Genomic DNA, 23,694 nt, shown 5'->3' on the forward strand with positions numbered 1-23,694 from the left:
GCTCGGGCCGACGGGGTTCCCGAGGCCGGGGGCGGTGCGTGCAGGCGGCGGACGGGCTGGAGACCGAGGCCCCTGGGCGCGTCGGGGAGGGCGGAACGGTGTCGGTGGCGGTGGGAGGGGATTCCACCGCCACCGGTGTCCGGCCGTCGCTCCATGGCAGTCGGCCAGTCGGCCAGTCGGTCAGTCGATCTGGTCGTACCGCAGTACTGCGACGCACCTGTTCCGTCACCCCGGACTCCCTCGGGTCACGGGGCGCCCCGAGCCGTCGTCGCAGCCGACCCGGATGGTTTCTCCACCCGGGGGTGGACGCGGGCCGTTCGGAGGCTCCACCCGTGATCCACCCCAGCTCCGATCCCGTGACCTGCTCCTTTCCGTAACTTCGAAGGCGTCGGCAGCGCTCGCTTCCGGCACCACCTTCGCGGTCAGGGAGGCGCCGATGTCCGGGCTCGTCAACGCACTGGTGATCGTGGCCGTCGTCGGCACAGCGATCGCGCGGCAGTTCCGTGCCCACGCGATCGACACGGACCGACGCTGGTGGCTCCCACCCGCGGTCCTGGCGGTTGTCGCCCTGCGCGAGCCCGGAATACTTGACGCCCATCACCGTGTGGAGTCCGCCGCCCTGCTCGCGACGGAACTGCTCCTCGGCCTGGCCATTGGCGCGGGCTGGGGCTGGACCACGCGCATCTGGACGGCTCCGGACGGTGCCGTCCGCAGCAGAAGCACGAAGGCGAGCGTCGCGGTATGGGGCCTCGGCATAGCTCTGCGCGCCGGGCTCTTTCTCCTCGGCTCCGCGCTCGGTCTGCGCCAGGACAGCTCCACCCTGATGCTCGGTCTCGCCGGCACCCTGCTGGTCCGCGGTGGGGTCCTGGCCTGGCGGGCCCAGTCGTCCGGCACCGCCGGCCGACCGGCCCCGGCGTACGGGGACGACAAGCGTTCGGCGTGTAAGGAGCGGGTGTGACGGACAACGCCTGGACACGCTGGCCGTCGCGGGAGGCGCTCGGCCGTGCGGGTATCACCATGCCCCGCCGCCTGCTCGCCTGGGCTGTCAGACTGCTCGTGCTCGCCACGCTCCTGTGGGGTGCCTTCAGCCGGAAACACGTCGGCCCCTGGGGAGCACTCGCGGCAGCGGGGGCGATCGTCCTCGTCGCTCTGGTCTCCTGGGCCTTCTTCACGACCACCTACGAGCACCGGCTGGTGCGGTCCCTCGCGCTCATGAGCGTGCTCCTGTGCGTCGCGGTCGCCGCCGAGGCCACCGGGTTCACCGGACCCGCTCTCGTGATCTGGTGCGGCTGCGGGGTCGCCGCGTTGGAGCGGCTGCCGCTCGGGGCCGCCGTCCCCGTGACCTCGGTGGCACTGGCCTCGTACTCCGCGTTCACCAGCGACGTCTGGCTGACCACGGCCGCCACCGTGGCGGGCATGGCCCTGGCCGGATACGTCCTGCGGCTGGACGCCGAAGCGAGAGGCAGCGCGCAGCGGCTGCTCGCCCAGGAGCGGGCCGCACGCGCGGCCGAGGCCGAGTCCGCCGCGCTGGCCGAGCGGGCCCGCATCGCACGGGAGATCCACGACGTGCTGGCCCACAGCCTCTCGGCGCAACTGGTGCACCTGGAGGCGGCCCGGTTGCTGATCGAGAACGGCGCCGACCGCGAGCGGATCCTGGAGCGGGTGGTGGCCGCCCGGGGAATGGCCCGCGACGGCCTCTCCGAGACCCGGCAGGCGCTGTCCGCCCTGCGGGGCGAGCTGACCCCGCTGGAGGACTTCCTCAGCGAACTCGTCAGCGCGGCAGACGGCGCCGAGGTCACCGTCACGGGTGAGCGCAGGCCGCTGCCGGCCGAGGCGTCCCAGGCGGTACGGCGGGTCGCGCAGGAGGCGCTGACGAACGTCCGCAAGCACGCCCACGGCGCCAGGGTCCGGGTGCGGCTCGACTACAAGGAGCACGAAGTGGCACTCCACGTGCGGGACTCGGGTGGACGCGCGGGCGAACTCGGCGCAGCCGGAGGTGGGTACGGTCTGCTGGGCATGCGTGAGCGTGCCGAGCTGCTGGGCGGTTCGCTGGACGCGGGACCGGACGAGGAGGGGTTCATGGTGACGCTGAAGGTGCCCGTATGACGGAGACGGAGGGGGAGAAGAAGCCGGCACGGGTGGTGGTCGTCGACGACCAGACCGTGGTCCGGGAGGGCATCGTGATGTTGCTCGGGCTGCTGCCCGGTGTGGAGGTCGTCGGCGCCGCGGGGGACGGTGAGGAGGCGGTGCGGCTGGTCGGAGAACTCTCCCCGGACGTCGTCCTGATGGACCTCAGGATGCCCCGCTGCGACGGCGTGGAAGCCACCCGGCGGATCAGGGAGCAGTACCCCGGCACCCAGGTGGTGGTGCTCACCACGTACGCGGACGACGAGTCTCTGTTCCCCGCCCTGCGGGCCGGTGCCCGCGGGTACTTGACCAAGGACGCCGGCGGAGACGAAATCGTCCGTGCCGTGCGGAGCGTGCTGTCGGGAGACGCGGGACTGTCGCCGAGTGTCCAGCGTCGGCTGCTGGAGCGGCTCTCGCAGCATCCCGCGCCGGCGCCCGCGCCCGCCGGGGCACCGGACGGATTGACCGGGCGTGAGTGCGAGGTCCTGGTGCTGATCGCCGAAGGCCTCAGCAACCAGGAGATCGCCCGTCGGCTGCATGTGTCGACCGCGACAGTGAAAACCCACATCAACAACCTCTTCGCCAAGACGGGCCTCAAGGACCGGGCGCAGGCGGTGCGGTACGCCTATAGCAAAGGACTGGTGCGGCCGCCCATCGGATGAATCACCTGATGGGGTGAAGAGCCTGGGGAAGAGAAGTCGCGGAAGCTCCCGGTCTGTCCATGCTTGGGCATGCAGTCAAGCAAAGGTCGCTCCCGCGGAGTCGGGGACGGTCCCGACAGTTCGGCCGGGAACCAGCAAGAACACGGCGCGCCCGCCCGTGACGTGACGTATGTAGACCCCTGGCACGACGCGCCGGCCTCGGGTTGGGGTGAACTGGACGGCACCGGCAGCCCGGCGCCGGCCGTGCCGCCCGCTCGCCGGAGCCCGGACGCAGCGGCGGTACGTGCCCGGGACGTGTACCTCGAGGTCCAGCGCAGCAAGGCGTTCCAGGAGGTGCGCGGCAGGTACCGCCGGTTCGTGGTGCCGGGCGCCACCACCTTCCTCGCCTGGTACGTGGCGTACGTGATCACCGCGACGACCGCACCCCGGCTCATGGCCCGGCCCGTGGTGGGGGCGGTGAACGTGGGCATGCTCGCGGGGCTCGGACAGTTCCTCACCACGTTCCTGCTGACCTGGGCCTACGCCCGGCACGCGCGGATGCGCCGGGACCGGGCCGCGCTGGAGCTGCGCTGGGACACGCAGGAACTGACCCGCGGAGTGCGGAGGGGTGCCTTGTGACCGGTGACCATCAGACTCTCGCACTGCTGCTGTTCAGCGGCTTCGTGGCGGTCACCCTCGGGATCACGACCTGGGTGAGCCGTAAGCGGCACGGTTCGGCGGAGGAGTTCTACGTCGGCGGGCGGTTGTTCTCCCCGATGGAGAACGGGTTCGCCATCGCGGGCGACTACATGTCGGCGGCCTCCTTCCTCGGGATCAGCGGGCTGATCGCGCTGTACGGGTACGACGGGCTGCTGTACGGGGTGGGATTCCTCGTGGCGTGGCTGGTCGTGCTGCTCCTGGTGGCCGAACTGGTGCGCAACTGCGGGCGGTTCACCCTGGCCGACGTGGTGGCCGCGCGGATGAGCGAACGGCCGGTGCGGATCGCCGCGGGAACTTCCTCGGTCACGGTGTCCGTTCTCTACCTGGTGGCACAAATGGTCGGCGCCGGCAGCCTGGTGGCGCTGCTGCTGGGGCGGACCAGCGGTGCGGCCCAGGCCTGGACGGTCATCGGCGTCGGTGCGCTCATGGTGATCTATGTGTCGTTGGGAGGGATGCGGGCCACCACCTGGATCCAGATCGTGAAGGCGGTGATACTGCTCGGCGGGACGGTCACGCTGACCGTGCTCGTTCTCGTGCGGTTCCACGGAGACGTGGACCAGCTGCTGCTCACGGCCGCGGAGCGCAGCGGGCACGGGAAGGCTTTCCTGGCGCCGGGCCTGAAGTACGGCGGGGACTGGACGGCCCGTCTCGACTTCATCAGCCTGGGAATCGCGCTGGTGCTGGGCACGGCAGGTCTGCCGCACATCCTGTCCCGCTTCTACACCGTGCCGACGGCGCGGGCGGCCCGCCGCTCCGTCGTGTGGTCCATCGGCCTGATCGGCAGCTTCTACCTGATGACGATCGTCCTCGGGTTCGGAGCGGCGGCGGTGGTGGGGCCGCAGGCCGTGCGCGGTTCGAACGCGGCGGGGAACACGGCGGTGCCCCTTCTCGCCCTCGACCTGGGCGGTGGAGCGGGCTCCACCGGAGGGACGGTCCTCCTCGCGATCGTCGCTGCCGTCGCCTTCGCCACCATCCTCGCGGTGGTCGCCGGCATCACGCTCGCCTCCTCGGCCTCGGTCGCCCATGACCTCTACGCCTCGCTGCGCCGGCCGCACCGCAGGGCCCCGCGCAGTGAGGTGACGGTGGCCCGGTGGGCGGCGGTCGGTGTCGGCGTCGTGGCGATCGCACTCGGTCTGCTGGCCCGCGATCTCAACGTCGCCTTCCTGGTGGGTCTGGCCTTCGCGGTGGCCGCGTCGGCGAACCTGCCGGTCCTGCTCTACTCGCTGTTCTGGCGGGGCTTCACCACACGCGGCGCGGTGTGGGCGGTGTACGGCGGGCTGTTCCCCGCGATCGGGCTCGTGCTGCTCTCCCCGGTGGTTTCCGGCAGTCCGGGTTCCCTGTTCCCGGACGTCGACTTCCAGTACTTCCCGCTGGAGAACCCGGGCATCGTCTCCATCCCGCTCGGCTTCCTCGCCGGCTGGCTGGGTACGGTCACCTCGGACGAGGTCGCGGACGAGGCCAAGTACGCGGAGACGGAGGTGCGCTCGCTGACCGGGGCCGGGGCCGTCTGACCGGGCCGCTCACGGCGCTACGGCGCCACCCAGGCGTACCGGTGTTCCGGGCGGCCCGCGTCGCCGTACCTGAGGGTCAACCGGGTCCGTCCGGTGCGTTCCAGAAGTTTCAGGTACCGCTGGGCGGTCTGCCGGCTCACCCCCGTCCGCTCGGCGATCTCCTGGGCGGACAGCGGCCCCTCTGCGTTGATCAGTGCCTGGCGCACCAGCTCGGCCGTGGTGGGGGAGTGCCCCTTGGGCAACCGGGGCTCCGACGGGGCGGACAGGGCACCGAAGATGCGGTCCACCTGCGCCTGTTCGGCCTCGCCGCCGCCGTCCAGGGTCCGCCGCAGCTCGGCGTAGGCCTCCAGCTTGGCCCGCAGTCCGGCGAAGGCGAACGGTTTCACCAGGTACTGGAGCGCTCCATGCCGCATGGCCGCCTGGACGGTCGACACGTCCCGCGCCGCGGTCACCATGATCACATCTGTCTGGTGGCCGCGCCGGCGCATCTCCTGGACGACCGCAAGCCCCGTGCCGTCGGGCAGGTAATGATCCAGCAGGACCAGGTCCAGCCGCGGCAGGTTCTCCACCTGGCGCAGCGCCTCGGCGGCGTTGTGTGCCTGGCCGGCCACATGGAAGCCGGGCACCTTCTGCACGTAGGCGGCGTTGACGCGGGCGACGCGGATGTCGTCGTCCACGACCAGAACCTCGATCATCGCGCCTCCTCCTCGGCCTCGGCGGTGACGACGACGCCGGCGGCGCCCTCGGGAGGCTCCTCGCGCACCGCCGGATCGTTCCCCGGCCCGGTCAGCGCCTCGGGCAGCACCACGGTGAACTCGGCGCCGCCACCGGCCGCCGCACCCACGGCCGCGCTGCCGCCCTGCCGTTCGGCGAGGCGGCGCACCAGGGAGAGTCCGATGCCCCGTTTCCCGTGCGCGGGCGGCTCCTTGGTGGACCACCCTTCCGTGAAGACCAGCTCCCGCTGGTCCGCCGGGATGCCGGGGCCGGTGTCGCACACCCGGAGTACGACCGTACGGCCTTCCGTGCGCAACTCGGCCTCCACGCGCGCGTGCGGGGTGCCCGCGACCGCGTCCACGGCGTTGTCCACGAGGTTGCCCACGATCGTCACCAGCCCTCGAGGATCGACCAGCCGATCCGGGAGCCGGGTGCGCTCCGACACCCGCAGGGCGACGCCGCGCTCGGCCGCCACGGTCGCCTTGCCGACCAGCAGCGCGGCCAGCAGCGGGTCCTGGATCCTCTCGGTTACCTGCTCGGCGGTGGCCCGGTGGTCGCCCACCACTTCACCGACGAACTCCACGGCGTCGTCGTACATCTCCAGTTCCAGCAGCCCGAGCAGGGTGTGCATGCGGTTGGCATGCTCGTGGTCCTGGGCGCGCAGGGCGTCGATCAGTCCACGGGTGGAGTCGAGTTCGCGGCCCAGCTGTTCCAGTTCGGTGCGGTCGCGCAGGGTGGCGACGGCGCCCCCGTCGTCGATGGGCATCCGGTTGGCGACCAGGACCCGTTGGCCGCGCACGGTCAGCAGGTCGGTGCCGGTCACCCGGCCGGCGAGCACGTCCGTCGTACGGCCCGCGCCGAGCGCCTCGTCGGGGGCCCGCCCGACCGCCTCGTCGCCGATGCCCAGCAGCCGCCGCGCCTCGTCGTTGAGCAGGCGGATCCGGCCACCGCGGTCGAGCGCGACAACGCCCTCCCGGATGCCGTGCAGCATCGCCTCACGCTCCGCGAGCAGCGCCGAGATGTCGGAGAACGCGAGGTCCCGGGTCTGCCGCTGGACCCGGCGTGAGATCAGCCAGGCGGCCAGGGCGCCCACCGCGAGCGCACCGCCGGCGTACGCGAACAGCCCCGGGATCGCACTGATCAGCCGAGCCCGGACGCTGTCGTAGGCGATGCCCACCGAGACCGCGCCGACGACGCGGTGCCCGGGGTCGTACAGCGGCACCTTCCCACGGGCCGAGCGCCCGAGGGTGCCCTTGTCGATCTCCATGACCTCCTTGCCGGCCAGGGCGTCGGTGGGGTCGGTGGAGACGCGCCGGCCGATCTCCGAGGCCGTGGGGTGCGACCAGCGCACCCAGTCCCGGTTCAGTACCACGATGTACTCGGCGTGGGTGGCCCGCCGTATTCGCTCGGCCTCCCGTTGTACGGGTCCGGTCCTGTCCGGCGGGGCGGTGAGGACGCCTTCGGCGATCTGCGGATCCTGGGCGGTGGTCTCGGCGATGGCCAGCGCGCGGCGCATCGCCTCCTGGTCCAGCTGCTTGCTCAGCGGCGCCAGGAACAGCCCGGTCGCGAGCACGGCGACTCCCGCGGCGATCGCCACCTGCATCAGCAGCACCTGCGAGAACATCCGCCGGGGCAGACCGAGGCGCAGGCGACGGGCGGGGGGAGTGGGGCTCATACCCACGACGGTACGTGGGACGGCCGTGAGCGCCCCAGCGCGTGTGGCGGGGATCTCTTGATCAATCTTGACGCACTGATCAATGCTCGGCAGAACCGGCCGGCCGCTGCCGTCGATCGCGCGTCCCGCCTAGCCGGCCAGCGCCGTCGGGCTCAGTGCGCGCAGGTGGGTCACGTCCATCCGCGCGGGCGCACCGAGCACCGCCGCGCCGCAGCTCTCGGGCCGGGGCGGAAGCGACGCGCCCTGAGCCACGGTGACGCGCCAACGGCGACCGTCGGCGTGGACGACGGTGACCTCCCAGCGCGGGGCTCCGCCATCGGTCCGCACCACGCTGAGCACACCCGCCCGGTACTCGCCCGCGGCGGACCGGACGGCCAGCTCGGCCGCCTGGCCGGGCCGGGCCCAGGCGGAGCACCCCCGGCATCCCTCGACGACCACACGGCCCTCCCGTACGCCGTGCAGGGCTTCCTTGATGGTGTGGGCCCCGGCGCGGCCGTAGGCGTAGCCGTACGGCAGCACGAGCACCGTCGGCGCGAAACGATGTCCACCCAGATGGGTGACCTCCCACACCCCGCGCACTCCCGAGTCGGCCAGCTCGGCGGCGAGGGGGCGGCCCAGGAGGGCGCAGCAGCGGTCGCGCTTGCCGTTGGTGCACACGAGTGCGAGCGGGTCACCGCGGTGCGGCCGCGCACCGAGCACGGTGCCGAGGGAACGGTGGTCGCCCGCTCCCAGGGCGGGGAAGTCCAGTTGGAGGAGCCGTTGAGGATCCCGGGTGATGGCGCTGTGCAGCCACACGCGTCCCGGAACGGTGTGGGCCGCGTACACCTGGCGGACCGGGGGCGCGCCGTGGTCGGCATGCGGCCCCGGCTGCCGGATCAGGGCGACGCGTACACCCGTTCCGTCGGCGGCGGCCTCAAGGGCCCGGCCCAGCGCGGAGTCCAGGTGACTCGAAGTGAGCGCCTCGGCACCCCACGGGCCGGGCTGTTCCAGCAGCAGCCAGGTCGTCGCCGTGGCCGCTGTGCCGGAAAGCGGCTCGTCGAGGTTTCGGGACACGGTCGCACACCTACTCACAGAGGTGAGCCTAACCTGAGTCGTTCCGAGGCGACTTCCGGCCTGGCCGTGTCCTAGGCCCTCTCGTTCGGATCATGCCGGGCTCGCGGGTCCGGCCTGATCCGAACGAAAGACCCTAGTCCGGGAGGGGCTGCGGCGGTCGCGCGCCGACGTAGTGGCCGCTGGGGCGCATACGCAGCGGGCGCTCGCCGTACTCCTCCAGGGCGTGCGCGATCCAGCCCGCCGTCCGCGCGACGGCGAAGATGGTCTCGCCGGCCGTGGCAGGCATGCCGCTGGAGGCGGTGAACACGGCGAGAGCCAGGTCGACGTTGGCGTGCAGTGGCGTGTGCCGGGTGGTCGTGGTGACGATGTCGCGGGCGGCGAGCAGCGCGGACTCCGCGCGCGGGACCTCCTCCAGGAGGTCGAACAGCACGCGCGCGCGGGGGTCTTCGCCGACGTAGAGCCGGTGCCCGAGCCCGGGTACGCGGCGACCCGCGCGGAGTTCGTCGGCGATCACCGGGACCGCTGTGCCCTGGTCGAGCACGTCGAGCAGCATCCGGTGGGCCAGGCCACTGGCGGCGCCGTGCAGCGGGCCCTCCAGGACGCCGAGGCCGGACGAGACGGCCGCGTAGGCGTGCGCCCGGGCGGAGGCGGCGACCCGGACCGCGAGCGTGGACGCGGCCAGGTCGTGGTCGGCGAGCAGGGCCAGCGCGGTGTCCAGGACACGCAGGGAGGCCTCGTCGGCCGGACGGCCGGTGAGCCGGCCCCACAGGCGGTGGGCGAGCGGGCCGTCGTCCTTGTGGTCGTCCCGGGCCGGCGGCAGCGCGGCGACGAGGGTGGGGATGAGGGTCCGTGCCGTGTTCAGCACGGCCTCCTCGGACAGGTCGAAGCGCAGGGGGTCCTCGGCCGCCGCGGCGATCGCCGCCACCCGCAGCCGGTCGGTCGGAGAGGCGTGCTCGGAGAGGGCGGCGACCGCGCGGCGGGCGACCTCGACGGTGGTCGGGGGTGCGGAGAACGTCACCCCCGGGGTCAGCCGGCCCGTCCACAGCCACTCCGCGACCTCCTCGTAGGAGTGGCGGACGGCCAGATCGACGGCGTCCACGCCCCGGAAGAAGTACCGGTCCTGCTCGATCAGCGTGATCCGGGTGCGCACGGAGAGGTCTCCGCCGGAGCCCGGACCGCCGGCCGCCTCTCGTCGGTTGCGGCGGGCGAGGGCCTCCACCTCCCTGGCCTCGAAGGTGCTGGCCCGGCCGCCGGGTTCGCGTCTGCTGCTGAGCAGGCCTCGGCTCACGTACGCGTAGACCGTCTCGGGCTTCACGCCGAGCAGCTCGGCGGCCTCCTTGGTGGTGAGCCGGCGCCCGGGGCGGTGCGGAGCGGGTTCGTGATCGCGCATGGAGTTCACCGTAGCGGCCTCTGCACACCTTGATACCTGCAAGTTGATTCAATCAATATTGACAGATAATTAATCAACTATGGATAGTCGCATGAAGACCGAAGAGTCCAGGGAGCCCAGAGCATCCAGGGAGGACAACCATGACCGTCGACAGGACCGCCACCCCCCTCATCGACGCGCCGCGCGGTCTCGCGGGCGTCGTCGTCACCGAGACCGAGATCGGTGACGTCCGGGGCCGCGAGGGCTTCTACCACTACCGCCAGTACTCGGCCGTCGACCTTGCCCGCACCCGCGGCTTCGAGGACGTGTGGCATCTCCTGGTGCACGGCACACTCCCCGACGCTGAGCGCGGTGCCGCCTTCGCCGCGCAGACCGCGGCACTGCGACGCCTGCCCGAGGAGGTGAGCGCGGTCCTGCCCGCGATCGCCGAGGCCGGCCGTGCCTCCGGTCCACTGGCCGGCCTGCGCACCGCGCTGTCGCTGCTGGGCGCCACGCGGGGTTTCCGGCCGGTGTACGACATCGACGCGGACCGGCGGCGCGACGACACCCTGGCGGCCTGTGCGGCCGTACCCACCCTGCTGGCCGCTCTGTACCGGCTCGGCCAGGGACTGGACCCCGTCGAGCCGCGCACGGACCTCTCCCACGCGGCCAACTACCTGTATATGCTCACCGGTTCCGAACCCGATCCGCGCCGGGCCCGCGCGGTCGAGCAGTACCTGATCTCAACCATTGATCACGGATTCAACGCGTCGACCTTCACGGCCCGTGTCATCGCCTCCACGGGCGCCGACATCGCGGCCTGCCTGGCCGGCGCCGTCGGCGCGCTGTCCGGGCCGCTGCACGGAGGTGCGCCCAGCCGAGCCCTGGACACGCTGGACGCGATCGGGGTGCCCGGTCGGATCGACTCCTGGATACGGCAGCGGGTGGGCGCGGGCGACCGGATCATGGGCTTCGGCCACGCCGTCTACCGCACGGAGGACCCCCGCTCGCGGATGCTGCGCGAGATCGCCCTCGGATTCGGCGGTCCCCGGGTGGACTTCGCGGTGGAGGTCGAGCGCCGGGTGGAGGCCATCCTCGCCGAGCTGAAGCCCGGCCGTGAACTGCACACGAACGTCGAGTTCTACGCCGGTGTGGTCATGGAACTGTGCGGCCTGCCCCGGGAGATGTTCACGCCCACGTTCGCCGCGGGACGGGTCGTGGGCTGGAGCGCCAACGTCCTGGAGCAGGCGGCCGACTCGAAGATCATCCGCCCGGTGGCGCGGTACGTGGGGCCCGAGCCGGTGGCCGTGGTGCCGGCAGCCGGATAGTCGCCGAAGCGGGCCGACCAGCCGCCGGGCGAGCGGCCGACCGGCCTGCCGGACGAGGGGACGACCGACCGTCAGGTGAGCGGTCCGACCGGTCACCCGTCCCGGTCAGGCCGACGCGTCTTTTCCCCACACTGCAGCCCGCTCGTATCCTGGACGCTCGGTCCATGCTCGTCCGCGCGCCGGGCCCCGAGCCGGTGCGCGCTGGTGCGTCAGAGAGGTCGCCCGTTGGGGAACAGCTCAGGGAACAGCCGCGGTCCGCGGCAGATCCCGGTCGTCGTGCTCGCCGGATTCCTGGGCTCCGGGAAGACCACGCTCCTCAACCACCTGCTGCACCGCAGCGGAGGCAGCCGGATCGGGGCGATCGTCAACGACTTCGGGGCCATCCAGATCGACGCGATGGCCGTCGCGGGCGCACTCGGCGACTCGACCGTCTCGCTCGGCAACGGCTGCCTGTGCTGTGCCGTCGACGCCGGTGAACTCGACCTCTACCTGGACCGGCTCGCCGCGCCCGCCGCCGGTGTCGACGTCATCGTCATCGAGGCCAGTGGGCTCGCCGAGCCGCAGGAACTCGTGCGGATGGTCCTGGCCAGCGAGCACCCGGGCATCGTCTACGGCGGCCTCGTGGAGGTCGTCGACGCCGCCGAGTTCGACGACACGCGCGCGAAGCACCCCGAGATCGACCGGCATCTCGCCCTGGCCGACCTGGTCGTCGTCAACAAGCTGGACCGCGTGGACGACGCCGACCGGACCCTGCGCCTCGTCCGCTCGCTCACCGGCCGCGCGGCCGTCGTCCCCGCCACGTACGGCCGCATCGACCCGGAGTTCCTCTTCGACTGCAAGCCCGTCGGAGAACGCGTCGGGCAGCTGTCCTTCGACGACCTGCACGAGTCCGGCGCGGACGACGAGCACGCCGGCGCCGGCCATCTGCACACCGGTTACGACAGCGTGTCCTTCACCTCCGGCGTGCCCCTGGAGCCCCGTCGGCTCATGGAGTTCCTGGACAGCCGCCCCGAGGGGCTGTACCGGATCAAGGGGTACGTCGACTTCGGGCCGTACGACCCGCTCAACCGCTACGTCGTGCACGCCGTCGGCCGGTTCCTGCGCTTCTACCCCGAGCCCTGGCCGAGCGGCGGCGACCGTCTCACCCAGCTTGTGCTGATCGGCTCCGGAATCGTCACCGACGCGCTCGGCAAGGCGCTTAAGGCGTGCGGGAACGACGCCCCGCACGCCGACGAGCACGGCATGTGGGGCGTCCTGCGGTACGTGCCGGGCACCGAGGAGGAGCCGGCCGCGGAAGCGAACGAGGCCTGGGACGCCGGCCCCGCCACCGAGGCATGAGCACCGGCCCGGGCACCCGAATCCGGGGTGCCCGCCCCGTCACCAGGTCCTAGCCGACCGGCCCCGCCACCACGGCCACCGTCTTCGGCAGCGACGTGCCCGAGCCGTCCCGGCGCGGGTCGGGTTCCGGCAGCTCCGCCGGGGTGCCGTTCTTCTGCGCCGCGCGCGCGGGAGCCGGGCCCGCCCAGGCCAGCGACAGGCAGTCCTCGCCCTTCAGGAACCGCTGGCAGCGCACGCCACCCGTGGCGCGGCCCTTGCGCGGATACTGGTCGAACGGGGTCAGCTTGGCAGTCGTCTGCACCGAGTCGTCCAGCGTGCCGCGCGAGCCGGCGACCGTGATCACCACCGCGTCGACGGCCGGGTCGACCGCCGTGAAGGAGATCACCTTCGCGCCCTCGGTGAGCTTGATGCCGGTCATGCCGCCGGCCGGACGGCCCTGCGGGCGCACGATGGAGGCCTGGAAGCGCAGCAGCTGCGCGTCGTCGGTGATGAACACCAGGTCCTCGTCGCCGGTGCGCAGCTCCACCGCGCCGACGATCCGGTCGCCGTCCTTCAGGGTGATGACTTCCAACTCGTCCTTGTTGGACGGGTAGTCGGGGACCACGCGTTTGACGACGCCCTGCTCGGTGCCGAGCGCCAGCCCCGGGGACGACTCGTCCAGCGTGGTCAGGCAGACCACCGTCTCGTCACCCTCCAGGGAGACGAACTCCGCCAGCGGAGCGCCTCCGGAGAGGTTCGGCGCGCTCGCCGTCTCCGGGAGCTGCGGCAGGTCGACGACGTTGATCCGCAGCAGTCGGCCCGCCGATGTCACCGCGCCGATCACCCCGCGCGCGGTCGTCGGCACCGCCGAGACGATCACGTCGTGCTTGACGCGCCTGGCGTCCGCCCCCTCGGAGGAGGTGTCGACGCTCGCCGTACGGGCCAGCAGTCCCGTCGAGGACAGCAGCACCCGGCACGGGTCGTCGGCCACCTGCAACGGCACGGTGGCCGCGGGGGCGCCCGCGGACTCCAGCAGGACCGTGCGCCGGTCGGTGCCGAACTTCTTCGACACGGCGGCCAGTTCGGCCGAGACGAGCTTGCGCAGCTCCGCGTCCGACTCCAGGATGCGGGTCAGCTCCGCGATCTCCGTGGTGAGCCGCTCCTGCTCCGCCTCCAGCTCGATCCGGTCGTACTTGGTGAGCCGGCGCAGCGGCGTGTCGAGGATGTACTGCGTCTGCACCTCGCTCAGCGAGAACCGCTCCATCAGGCGGCCCTTGGCCTGCGCGGAGTTCTCGCTGGACCGGATGATCCGGATGACCTCGTCGATGTCGACCAGTGCGGTCAGCAGACCCTCGACCAGGTGCAGCCGGTCGCGCCTCTTGGCGCGGCGGAACTCGCTGCGGCGCCGGACCACCTCGAAGCGGTGGTCGAGGTAGACCTCCAGCAGCTCCTTCAGGCCCAGGGTGAGCGGCTGGCCGTCGACCAGGGCGACGTTGTTGATGCCGAAGGACTCCTCCATGGGCGTCAGCTTGTACAGCTGCTCCAGGATCGCCTCGGGCACGAAGCCGTTCTTGATCTCGATGACCAGGCGCAGGCCGTGCTCGCGGTCGGTGAGGTCCTTGACGTCGGCGATGCCCTGGATCTTCTTCGCGTTGACCAGATCCTTGATCTTCGCGATGACCTTCTCGGGGCCGACGGTGAACGGCAGTTCGGTGACCACCAGGCCCTTGCGGCGGGCGGTGACGGCCTCGACGGTGACCGTCGCGCGCATCTTGAAGGTGCCGCGGCCCGTCGCGTAGGCGTCACGGACGCCGCCCAGTCCGACGATCCGGCCGCCGGTGGGCAGGTCCGGGCCCGGCACGTGCCTCATCAGCGCGTCGAGGTCGGCGTTCGGGTACCGGATCAGATGGCGGGCGGCGGCGATGACCTCGCGCAGGTTGTGCGGCGGCATGTTCGTCGCCATGCCGACCGCGATCCCCGAGGAGCCGTTGACCAGCAGGTTCGGGAAGGCGGCCGGCAGCGCCACCGGCTCCTGCTCCTGGCCGTCGTAGTTCGGCGCGAAGTCGACCGTGTCCTCGTCGATCGACTCGGTCATCAGGCTCGACGCCTCGGCCATCCGGCACTCGGTGTACCGCATGGCGGCCGGCGGGTCGTCGTTGCCCAGCGAGCCGAAGTTGCCGTGGCCGTCGACCAGTGGCACGCGCATGGAGAACGGCTGTGCCATGCGCACCAGGGCGTCGTAGATCGAGGCGTCGCCGTGCGGGTGCAGCTTGCCCATGACCTCGCCGACGACACGCGCGCACTTCACGTAGCCGCGCTCGGGGCGCAGGCCCATCTCGTTCATCTGGTACACGATGCGGCGGTGCACCGGCTTGAGGCCGTCACGGGCGTCCGGCAGGGCACGCGAGTAGATGACCGAGTAGGCGTACTCGAGGTAGGAGCCACGCATCTCGTCCACGACGTCGATGTCGAGGATCCGCTCCTCGTACGAATCGTCGGGCGGCGGGGTCTTCGTGCTGCGGCGGGCCATCGCTGCCGGCTCCTTGCTGAAGCGACTGACTGAACTGACGCGGACCATTGTGGACCGCGGCACTGACAGCCCGGGCCACGACCCGGTCTCCGTCGGCCCGGCCGGTGCCGGCGAGCCCTGCGGAGACGGGTCGCACGCAGGCTACGCGATCCGCTGTGGGCGTACGTCCCGCGGGAACTTCGCCGGGGCCCCGCACGCTTTGCATACAGTGGCAGGAACGGCAGGAAAACCGCGGTTTCTACGACCGCCTCCGCTCGCGAAGGGACGTACATGCCCATGGGTCACACGACCACAGCCGAGGCAGGCTCCGGGGGCCTGACAGCGACCGAGCATCGCCTGGCCAACGGTCTGCGCGTGGTGCTCTCCGAGGACCACCTGACCCCCGTGGCGGCGGTCTGCCTCTGGTACGACGTCGGCTCCCGCCACGAAGTCAAGGGGCGAACCGGCCTGGCTCACCTCTTCGAGCACCTGATGTTCCAGGGTTCCGGTCAGGTCAAGGGCAACGGCCACTTCGAGCTGGTGCAGGGCGCCGGCGGCTCGCTCAACGGCACCACCAGCTTCGAGCGCACCAACTACTTCGAGACCATGCCCGCCCACCAGCTGGAGCTGGCGCTCTGGCTGGAGGCCGACCGCATGGGCTCCCTGCTGGCGGCCCTGGACGACGAGTCCATGGAGAACCAGCGGGACGTCGTCAAGAACGAGCGCCGTCAGCGCTACGACAACGTGCCCTACGGCACCGCCTTCGAGAAGCTGACCGCCCTGTCCTACCCGGAGGGCCACCCCTACCACCACACGCCGATCGGCTCGATGGCGGACCTGGACGCGGCCACCCTGGAGGACGCGCGCCGGTTCTTCCGCACCTACTACGCGCCGAACAACGCGGTGCTCTCCGTGGTCGGCGACATCGACCCCGAGCAGACCCTCGCCTGGGTCGAGAAGTACTTCGGCTCCATCGCCGCCCACGACGGCAAGCCCGAGCCCCGCGACGGTTCCCTGCCGGACGTCATCGGTGAGCAGCTGCGCGAGGTCGTCGTGGAGGAGGTCCCCGCGCGCGCCCTGATGGCCGCCTACCGGCTGCCGCACGACGGTACGCGCGCGTGCGACGCGGCCGACCTCGCCCTGACCGTCCTCGGCGGCGGCGAGTCCTCCCGGCTCTACAACCGGCTGGTGCGCCGCGACCGTACGGCCGTCGCGGCCGGCTTCGGCCTGCTGCGCCTGGCCGGCGCGCCCTCCATGGGCTGGCTGGACGTGAAGACGTCCGGTGACGTCGAGGTGCCGGTCATCGAGGCCGCCATCGACGAGGAGCTGGCCCGGTTCGCCGAGGAGGGCCCCACCCCCGAGGAGATGGAGCGCGCGCAGGCCCAGCTGGAGCGCGAGTGGCTGGACCGGCTCGGCACCGTCGCGGGCCGCGCCGACGAACTGTGCCGGTACGCCGTCCTGTTCGGTGACCCGCAGCTCGCCCTCACCGCGGTGCGGCGCGTCCTGGAGGTCACCCCCGAGGAGGTGCGGGAGGTCGCCAAGGCCCGACTGCGCCCCGACAACCGCGCGGTCCTCGTCTACGAGCCGAAGTCCCCGGAGGCCGTCGAGGACACCGCGGTCCCCGAGGACCCGGAGCGGGAAGCCACCGTAGAGGCGGGCCGCGTCGAGACCGAGAACGAGGAGACGGCCAAGTGACCGAGCTCGCCACCATGGAGTTCCACCCCCAGCCGCAGCCCGGTGAGGCCAGGCCCTGGGCGTTCCCGGCCCCGGAGCGCGGCACCCTCGGCAACGGCCTGACCGTGCTGCGCTGCCACCGCCCCGGCCAGCAGGTCGTCGCCGTGGAGGTGCTGCTGGACGCGCCGCTGGACGCCGAGCCCGCCGGCCTGGACGGCGTCGCCACGATCATGGCGCGGGCCTTCTCCGAGGGCACCGACAAGCACTCGGCCGAGGAGTTCGCCGCCGAGCTGGAGCGCGCGGGCGCCACGCTCGACGCGCACGCCGACCACCCCGGTGTCCGGCTCGGCCTGGAGGTCCCGGCCTCCCGCCTGGCCAGGGGTCTCGGCCTGCTCGCCGACGCCCTGCGTGCGCCCGCCTTCGCCGAGAGCGAGGTCGAGCGGCTGGTCCGCAACCGCCTGGACGAGATCCCGCACGAGCTGGCCAGTCCGGCTCGCCGGGCCGCCAAGGAACTCTCCAGGGAGCTGTTCCCGGCGACCTCGCGCATGTCCCGCCCGCGCCAGGGCACCGAGGAGACGGTCGGGAAGATCGACGCGGAGGCCGTGCGCGCCTTCTACGACCGCCATGTGCGGCCCGCCACGGCCACCGTGGTCGTCGTCGGCGACCTGACCGGCGCCGATCTGGACGCGCTGCTCGCCGACACCCTGGGCGCCTGGACCGGCACGCCGGGCGAGCCGCGGCCCGTCCCGCCGGTGACCGCCGACGACACCGGGCGCGTGATCGTCGTGGACCGGCCCGGTGCCGTCCAGACGCAGCTGCTCATCGGCCGCGTCGGGGCCGACCGGCACGACCGGGTCTGGCCCGCCCAGGTGCTCGGCACGTACTGCCTCGGCGGCACCCTCACCTCCCGACTGGACCGCGTCCTGCGCGAGGAGAAGGGCTACACCTACGGTGTGCGCGCCTTCGGTCAGGTCCTGCGCTCGGCGCCGGACGGCACGGGCGCGGCGATGCTCGCCATCAGCGGCTCGGTGGACACGCCGAACACCGGCCCCGCGCTGGACGACCTGTGGAAGGTGCTGCGCACGCTCGCGGCGGAGGGCCTGACCGACGCGGAGCGGGACGTCGCCGTGCAGAACCTCGTCGGTGTGGCGCCGCTGAAGTACGAGACCGCGGCGGCCGTCGCCAGCACGCTGGCCGACCAGGTCGAGCAGCACCTGCCCGACGACTTCCAGGCGACGCTGTATCAGCGGCTGGCCGCAACGGGCACGGTGGAGGCCACCGCGGCCGTCGTGAACGCCTTCCCGGTGGACCGCCTGGTGACGGTCCTCGTCGGTGACGCGTCCCAGATCAAGGCGCCGGTCGAGGCGCTCGGCATCGGCGAAGTCACCGTCGTCGCCGCGGAGTAGACGCACCGGCGGACGCGCCGGTGCCATGTGCGCGTGGGGCCCTGCCGACCTACGGGTCGTCAGGGCCCCTGCTGTTCCACTCGTTCCCTCAGATGCCCGTTTTGGGGCGGAGGTTGCCTGTCTGCCCTGTGGGATGCGCTACAAAAACCCGGATCTGTTTGAGGATGAGAAGCGGGCCGCCGTACCGTCATGCGGGCTGTTCGTCAGGCAGTGCGCCGCACCCGCGGCACCGGACAGTCATCGCCGAGTCCCCGTACGGCGCGAGCCAGGGGAGCCGGGGACCCATCGTCCCTGGGGTGAATCGGGCGCCCGCGCGTGAGCGAGGGGGCCCGTAGGAGACCTTCCTGCTCCGAACCCGTCAGCTAACCCGGTAGGCGAGAGGGAAGGAAAGGACCAGCCACTTCATGGCGTTCATGTGCGCCACCGGGAAGCACCGCAAGCCCGGCCGGGTCAAGCGCACCACCGCTCAGGCGGCGGGTGTCGCGGCCCTCACCACCACCGGTGTCATCGGCACCCTCGCTGCGTCCCCGGCGCTCGCCGCCGAAAGCCCCGTGGAGCAGACCGGCCTCACTCCGGTCCTCACCGTGAACGACGACGTCGCCGAGCAGATCGACGCGCAGGCCGCCGCCCAGCAGCAGGCCGCCGAGCAGAAGGCGGCCGAGGAGGCCGCGGAGAAGGCGGCCGCGAAGCGGGCCGAGGAGGTCCGTGAGGCGCGGGTCCGTGCCGCTCGTGAGGCCGAGCGCAAGCGGCTGAACGCCTTCGTGATCCCGATCGCGCACTCGTACGTCTCCACGGCCTACCAGGCCAGCAGCTCCCTGTGGTCCTCCGGTTCGCACACCGGCGTCGACTTCCACGCGGCCAGCGGCACCTCCGTCCACGCGGTGGGTTCCGGCACGGTCGTCTCCACTGGCTGGGGCGGCGCGTACGGCAACCAGATCGTGATCCGGATGGCCGACGGCATGTACACCCAGTACGGCCACCTGTCGTCCATCGGCGTCACGGTGGGCCAGAAGGTCGTCCCGGGGCAGCAGATCGGCGTGTCGGGCGCGACCGGCAACGTCACCGGCCCGCACCTGCACTTCGAGGCCCGTACGACCCCCGACTACGGCTCGGACATCGACCCCGTCGCCTATCTCCGCAAGCACGGCGTGAACGTCTGACCGGACGGTCGTCCGCACGGCATCCGAAGCCCCGGCTCACCGAGCCGGGGCTTTCGCCTTTTTCCGCGTTTCCTTCCGGTGCCCGCAGGACCCGCTGACCAAAAAATATCCATGGATGACTCCCTGCCGTCGGAAATTCGAGTCCCTTGGAATAGAGTCGCGGGAACACGCGTCCATCGTCGGCGTTTTACGGGTATTGAGGCGGAGGTCGGTCATGCGTATTCCGGCGCAATCGGTGTGCACCGCTGTCCGGGACGACATCGTCGCCGGTGTCTACGAGCGCGGCAGCCGCCTCACCGAGGAAGTCCTGGCCCGCCGCTACGGCGTCTCGCGTGTCCCCGTCCGAGAGGCCCTGCGCACCCTGGAGGCGGAGGGCTTCGTGGTGACACGCCGGCACGCGGGCGCGTGCGTGGCCGAACCGACCGAGCAGGAGGCCGCCGACCTGCTGGAGATGCGGATGCTGCTGGAGCCGTTGGGGGCCGCCCGGGCCGCGCAGCGACGCACGGAGGCCCATCTGAAGGTGCTGCGCGGACTGGTCCGGCTGGGCCAGGAGCGGGCCAGGAGGGGCGGCAGCGAGGATCTGCGCGCGCTGGGCGGCTGGTTCCACGAGACGCTCGCCCAGGCCTCCGGCAGTCCCTCGCTGACCTCGGTGCTCACCCAGCTGCGGCACAAGATCGCCTGGATGTACGCGGTGGCGACGCCGCTCGGCCCGGTGGAGTCGTGGGCGGAGCACGGGGCGATCGTGGACGCGGTGGCGCGGGGGGACGGCGAGCGCGCGCGGGCGCTCACCGCGCTGCACACCGAGCGTGCCACCGGCGGCCACCGGCTGCGTTTCTCGGGCGCCGCGGAGCGTGTGAGGACTTCGCAACGGGCCGTAAACACGACGGGCCCGCGGAATTAACAGGGACACCGTATACAAAGGAGAGTCATTTCGGGGGGCCTCGGCGGGCTTTTTTCGCTGCCCTCCGCTGCCTCCCGCTGCCCTCCGCCGTGTGAAAACCGCTCTCCGTGAATTCGCGGGAAATGCCGGCGCGGGCCGGTTGTGAACCGGCGGCCGGAAACCGGTGGACCGTGCGGAGCTTTGCGCGGATACGGCGAAGCCGCGCCGCCCCGGGGGGCGAACGCGGCTCCGGCGTTCTGTGCGGTGCCGCTCAGACGGTCTCGGGCAGCTCCTCGAGGCCCTCGGAGACCAGCTTGGCCAGGCGGTCGAGGGCGGCGTCCGCGCCCTCGGCGTCGGAGGCGAGGACGATCTCCTCGCCTCCCTGGGCGCCCAGACTCAGGACGGCCAGCATGGAGGCCGCGTTGACGGGATCGCCTCCAGCCTTGGCGATCGTCACCGGGACGCCTGTGGCCGTGGCGGCTCGGACGAAGATGGAAGCGGGGCGGGCGTGGAGACCCTCGGCCCAGCCGACGTTGACGCGGCGCTCAGCCATGTGTTGCTGCCCTTCAGTGCTCAGGGTTGTCTAGACCAGTTTCCCATATCGTGAAGCGTGCCCGGAGCGGGCCTTCGTCCCCTCCGGTGCGCCGTCGGACCGCGGCCTCGGTCCGGCGTGTCGTCCCCCACAGACTGCCTCGCGCCGTTGTCGTACGCGAGCCGTACTCTGGGGCCCATGCAGACCTCGGCGGACCGGCAGGACCGGCACGAGTACCCCGCCCACTGGGAGGCGGACGTGGTGCTGCGCGACGGGGGTACCGCGCGCATCCGGCCCATCACCGTCGACGACGCCGACCGCCTGGTCAGCTTCTACGAGCAGGTGTCGGACGAGTCGAAGTACTACCGCTTCTTCGCTCCGTACCCACGGCTCTCCGCCAAGGACGTCCACCGCTTCACGCACCACGACTTCGTGGACCGGGTGGGACTCGCGGCCACCATCGGCGGCGAGTTCATCGCCACCGTACGCTACGACCGCATCGGCGCCGACGGCATGCCCGCCTCCGCGCCCGCCGACGAGGCCGAGGTCGCCTTCCTCGTCCAGGACGCCCACCAGGGCCGCGGGGTCGCCTCCGCCCTGCTGGAGCACGTCGCGGCCGTCGCGCGCGAGCGGGGCATCCGCCGCTTCGCCGCCGAGGTGCTGCCCGCCAACAGCAGGATGATCAAGGTCTTCACGGACGCCGGCTACACCCAGAGGCGCAGCTTCGAGGACGGCGTCGTCCGCCTGGAGTTCGGCCTCGAACCCACCGACCGCTCACTGGCCGTGCAGCGCGCGCGGGAGCAGCGCGCCGAGGCCCGCTCGGTACGGCGGCTCCTCGCGCCCGGGTCCGTGGCGGTCGTCGGCGTCGGCCGCGCCCCCGGCGGGGTGGGCCGCAGCATCCTCGGCAACATCCGCGACGCCGGTTACCCGGGCCGGCTGCACGCCGTGAACAAGGCCTTCCCCGAGGACCTGGAGGAGGTCGACGGGGTGCCCGCGTACCGGTCGGTGCGGGACGTCGAGGGGCCCGTGGACCTCGCCGTCGTCGCCGTACCGGCCGAGCACGTGCCCGCCGTGGTCGCCGAGTGCGGGGAACACGGCGTCCAGGGGCTGGTGGTGCTCTCCTCCGGATACGCCGAGAGCGGTCCCGGGGGACGGGAGCGGCAGCGGGCGCTGGTCCGGGCCGCGCGCGCGTACGGCATGCGGATCATCGGCCCCAACGCCTTCGGGATCATCAACACCGCCGCGGACGTCCGGCTGAACGCCTCCCTCGCCCCGGAGATGCCCCGCCCCGGCCGCATCGGGATGTTCGCCCAGTCCGGGGCCATCGGCATCGCCCTGCTGTCACGGCTGCACCGGCGCGGGGGAGGGGTCACCGGAGTCACCGGCGTGTCCACCTTCGTCTCCGCCGGCAACCGCGCGGACGTCTCCGGCAACGACGTCCTTCAATACTGGTACGACGACCCCGAGACCGACGTCGTCCTCATGTACCTGGAGTCCATCGGCAACCCCCGCAAGTTCACCCGCCTCGCCCGGCGGACGGCGGCGGCCAAGCCGCTGGTGGTCGTGCAGGGCACGGGGACGGCCCCGCAGGGGCACGCCGTACGGGCCACACGGCTGCCGTACGCCACCGTCTCCGCGCTGCTCCGGCAGGCCGGGGTGATCCGGGTCGACACGATCACCGAGCTGGTCGACGCGGGCCTGCTGCTCGCCCGCCAGCCGCTGCCCGCCGGGCCGCGCGTGGCCATCCTCGGCAACTCCGAATCGCTGGGCGTACTGACGTACGACCGGTGTCTGGCCGAGGGGCTGCGGCCGGCGCGGCCGGTGGACCTGACGACCGGGGCGACGGCGGAGGACTTCCACCGGGCGCTGTCGGCCGCGCTGGCGGACGACACCTGCGACTCCGTGGTGGTCACCGCCATCCCCGCCATCGGGGAGGCGTCTCCGGGCGACGCCGAGCTGGCGGCGGCGCTGCGGTCCGCTTCGGCCGCGGTGCCGGGAAAGCCGGTGCTGGTGGTGCACGTGGAACTCGGAGGGCTGGCCGAAGCGCTGTCGGCCGCGGCGAGCACCGCGCCGGGAGCCGCCGACAGGACGCCCGGCCCCGAGGGCGGTACCCACCCCGTCCGTCGCCTCGCGGAACGACCGCCCACCACGACAGCGGACACGGGGCCGGGCGCGGCACCCGCTGCCGTGCCGTCGGCCCCGCCGGAAGGCACCCGCCTCATCCCCGCCTACCCCGCGGCCGAGCGCGCCGTCCGCGCGCTCTCCGAAGCGGTGAAGTACGCGCAGTGGCGCCGGGAGGCGACCGACCCCGGGAAGGTGCCGGAGTACGACGACATCGACGAGAAGGGCGCCGCCCGCCTGATCGGCGAGCTGCTCGCGCGCGGGGAGGGACTGACGATCCCGGCCGCCGAGACCTGCGAGCTGCTCGAGAAGTACGGCGTCCACGTCCGTCGGGCGTTTCCCGCGCCCACCCCGGAGGCCGCCGCCGCGGCGGCCCGCGCGCTCGGCTACCCCGTGGCCCTCAAGGCCACCGCCCCGCACCTCAGACACCGCGCCGACCTGGGCGGCGTACGCCTGGATCTCGCGGACGAGGAGCAACTACGCCGGGCGTACGCCGAGTTGGCCGAGCTGTTCGGGCAGCCGGAGGAGCTGCGGCCGGTGGTGCAGGGGATGGCGCCGCGCGGGGTCGACACGGTCGTACGAGCCGTGATCGATCCGGCGGCCGGGGCCGTGCTGTCCTTCGGGCTCGCCGGGGCGGCGTCGCAGCTGCTCGGGGACATGGCGCACCGGCTGGTTCCCGTCACGGACCGGGAGGCGACCTCGCTGGTGCGGGCGATCCGCACCGCACCGCTGCTGTTCGGCTGGCGCGGCTCCACGCCCGTCGACACCCCCGCGCTGGAGGAGCTGCTGCTGCGGGTGTCCAGGCTGGTCGACGACCATCCGGAGGTGGTCGCGGTCACCCTGGAGCCCGTCGTCGTCGCCCCGCAGGGCGTGAGTGTCCTCGGCGCCACCGTACGGCTCGCGCCCCCGCCCGCCCGCGACGACCTGGGCCCGCGCACGCTGCCGGCCTACTGAGCG

The 23,694-nt window shown here is 72.4% G+C and carries 18 protein-coding genes and 1 riboswitch; of the genes, 12 read left to right on the forward strand and 6 right to left on the reverse strand.

All coding sequences use genetic code 11. The annotated features are described in order from the left end of the window. Window positions 1-436 precede the first annotated feature (436 nt). The 5 genes from ACF1BE_RS09085 to ACF1BE_RS09105 all read left to right on the forward strand — a co-directional run bounded on the left by ACF1BE_RS09085 (window position 437) and on the right by ACF1BE_RS09105 (window position 4,999). The gene (locus ACF1BE_RS09085; RefSeq protein ID WP_392198329.1) at window positions 437-958 is read left to right on the forward strand and encodes a DUF1453 domain-containing protein; all 522 of its coding nucleotides are present in this window, start codon (window positions 437-439) and stop codon (window positions 956-958) included. Then, window positions 955-2,106 (forward strand): sensor histidine kinase, encoded by a 1,152-nt coding sequence (locus ACF1BE_RS09090; protein ID WP_392198330.1) that lies wholly within the window; start codon window positions 955-957, stop codon window positions 2,104-2,106. Before ACF1BE_RS09085 ends, ACF1BE_RS09090 begins: the two co-directional genes overlap by 4 nt. Further along, window positions 2,103-2,789 carry a response regulator gene (locus ACF1BE_RS09095; RefSeq protein WP_392198331.1) on the forward strand — a complete coding sequence of 229 codons (687 nt, stop codon included), beginning with the start codon at window positions 2,103-2,105 and terminating at the stop codon, window positions 2,787-2,789. Before ACF1BE_RS09090 ends, ACF1BE_RS09095 begins: the two co-directional genes overlap by 4 nt. Window positions 2,790-2,858: 69 nt before the next feature. After that, window positions 2,859-3,407, forward strand: a complete 549-nt coding sequence (locus ACF1BE_RS09100) for a DUF485 domain-containing protein (RefSeq protein WP_392198332.1) — start codon at window positions 2,859-2,861, stop codon at window positions 3,405-3,407. After that, entirely contained in the window at window positions 3,404-4,999 is a 1,596-nt protein-coding gene (locus tag ACF1BE_RS09105; RefSeq protein WP_392198333.1) for a cation acetate symporter, read from the forward strand. The genes ACF1BE_RS09100 and ACF1BE_RS09105 overlap by 4 nt, the downstream gene beginning before the upstream one ends. Window positions 5,000-5,016: 17 nt before the next feature. On the opposite strand, the gene ACF1BE_RS09110 is transcribed toward ACF1BE_RS09105, so the two are convergent. From ACF1BE_RS09110 to ACF1BE_RS09125, 4 genes are all read right to left on the reverse strand, one after another. Next, on the reverse strand, window positions 5,017-5,694 hold the full coding sequence (locus tag ACF1BE_RS09110) for a response regulator (RefSeq protein WP_392198334.1): 678 nt from the start codon (window positions 5,692-5,694) through the stop codon (window positions 5,017-5,019). After that, window positions 5,691-7,388, reverse strand: coding sequence for an ATP-binding protein (locus ACF1BE_RS09115; protein ID WP_392198335.1), 1,698 nt, complete (start codon window positions 7,386-7,388; stop codon window positions 5,691-5,693). Before ACF1BE_RS09115 ends, ACF1BE_RS09110 begins: the two co-directional genes overlap by 4 nt. A 129-nt stretch (window positions 7,389-7,517) precedes the next feature. Next, entirely contained in the window at window positions 7,518-8,459 is a 942-nt protein-coding gene (locus ACF1BE_RS09120; protein WP_392198336.1) for a sucrase ferredoxin, read from the reverse strand. A gap of 115 nt (window positions 8,460-8,574) precedes the next feature. Further along, on the reverse strand, window positions 8,575-9,831 hold the full coding sequence (locus tag ACF1BE_RS09125; protein WP_392198337.1) for a citrate synthase: 1,257 nt from the start codon (window positions 9,829-9,831) through the stop codon (window positions 8,575-8,577). A gap of 140 nt (window positions 9,832-9,971) precedes the next feature. Between ACF1BE_RS09125 and ACF1BE_RS09130 the strand changes: the two genes are divergently transcribed. Both ACF1BE_RS09130 and ACF1BE_RS09135 read left to right on the forward strand, forming a co-directional pair. Beyond that, on the forward strand, window positions 9,972-11,138 hold the full coding sequence (locus tag ACF1BE_RS09130; RefSeq protein ID WP_392198338.1) for a citrate synthase/methylcitrate synthase: 1,167 nt from the start codon (window positions 9,972-9,974) through the stop codon (window positions 11,136-11,138). Window positions 11,139-11,363: 225 nt separating this feature from the next. Next, entirely contained in the window at window positions 11,364-12,476 is a 1,113-nt protein-coding gene (locus ACF1BE_RS09135; RefSeq protein ID WP_392198339.1) for a CobW family GTP-binding protein, read from the forward strand. Window positions 12,477-12,525: 49 nt separating this feature from the next. Here the strand turns inward: ACF1BE_RS09135 and ACF1BE_RS09140 are convergent, their stop codons facing one another. Further along, window positions 12,526-14,985 (reverse strand): DNA topoisomerase (ATP-hydrolyzing) subunit A, encoded by a 2,460-nt coding sequence (locus tag ACF1BE_RS09140; RefSeq protein ID WP_392198340.1) that lies wholly within the window; start codon window positions 14,983-14,985, stop codon window positions 12,526-12,528. 270 nt (window positions 14,986-15,255) lie between these two features. On the opposite strand from ACF1BE_RS09140, the gene ACF1BE_RS09145 reads away from it, so the two are divergent. From ACF1BE_RS09145 to ACF1BE_RS09160, 4 genes are all read left to right on the forward strand, one after another. Then, window positions 15,256-16,659: a M16 family metallopeptidase gene (locus ACF1BE_RS09145; RefSeq protein ID WP_392198341.1), complete on the forward strand. Its 1,404-nt coding sequence runs from the start codon at window positions 15,256-15,258 to the stop codon at window positions 16,657-16,659. Beyond that, window positions 16,656-18,044, forward strand: a complete 1,389-nt coding sequence (locus ACF1BE_RS09150; protein ID WP_392198342.1) for a M16 family metallopeptidase — start codon at window positions 16,656-16,658, stop codon at window positions 18,042-18,044. Before ACF1BE_RS09145 ends, ACF1BE_RS09150 begins: the two co-directional genes overlap by 4 nt. A gap of 231 nt (window positions 18,045-18,275) precedes the next feature. Continuing rightward, window positions 18,276-18,436: riboswitch (cyclic di-AMP (ydaO/yuaA leader) on the forward strand. Between the two features lie 12 nt (window positions 18,437-18,448). Further along, window positions 18,449-19,204 carry a M23 family metallopeptidase gene (locus tag ACF1BE_RS09155; protein WP_392198343.1) on the forward strand — a complete coding sequence of 252 codons (756 nt, stop codon included), beginning with the start codon at window positions 18,449-18,451 and terminating at the stop codon, window positions 19,202-19,204. Between the two features lie 214 nt (window positions 19,205-19,418). Then, entirely contained in the window at window positions 19,419-20,105 is a 687-nt protein-coding gene (locus ACF1BE_RS09160; RefSeq protein WP_392198344.1) for a GntR family transcriptional regulator, read from the forward strand. A 250-nt stretch (window positions 20,106-20,355) separates the two neighbouring features. Here the strand turns inward: ACF1BE_RS09160 and ACF1BE_RS09165 are convergent, their stop codons facing one another. Continuing rightward, window positions 20,356-20,637, reverse strand: coding sequence for an HPr family phosphocarrier protein (locus ACF1BE_RS09165; protein WP_217128300.1), 282 nt, complete (start codon window positions 20,635-20,637; stop codon window positions 20,356-20,358). Between the two features lie 177 nt (window positions 20,638-20,814). Between ACF1BE_RS09165 and ACF1BE_RS09170 the strand changes: the two genes are divergently transcribed. Beyond that, window positions 20,815-23,691, forward strand: coding sequence for a GNAT family N-acetyltransferase (locus ACF1BE_RS09170; protein WP_392198345.1), 2,877 nt, complete (start codon window positions 20,815-20,817; stop codon window positions 23,689-23,691). Window positions 23,692-23,694: the final 3 nt, after the last annotated feature.

This window comes from Streptomyces sp. NPDC014991, from assembly GCF_043080665.1.
In the GTDB taxonomy this organism is placed as follows: Bacteria; Actinomycetota; Actinomycetes; order Streptomycetales; family Streptomycetaceae; genus Streptomyces.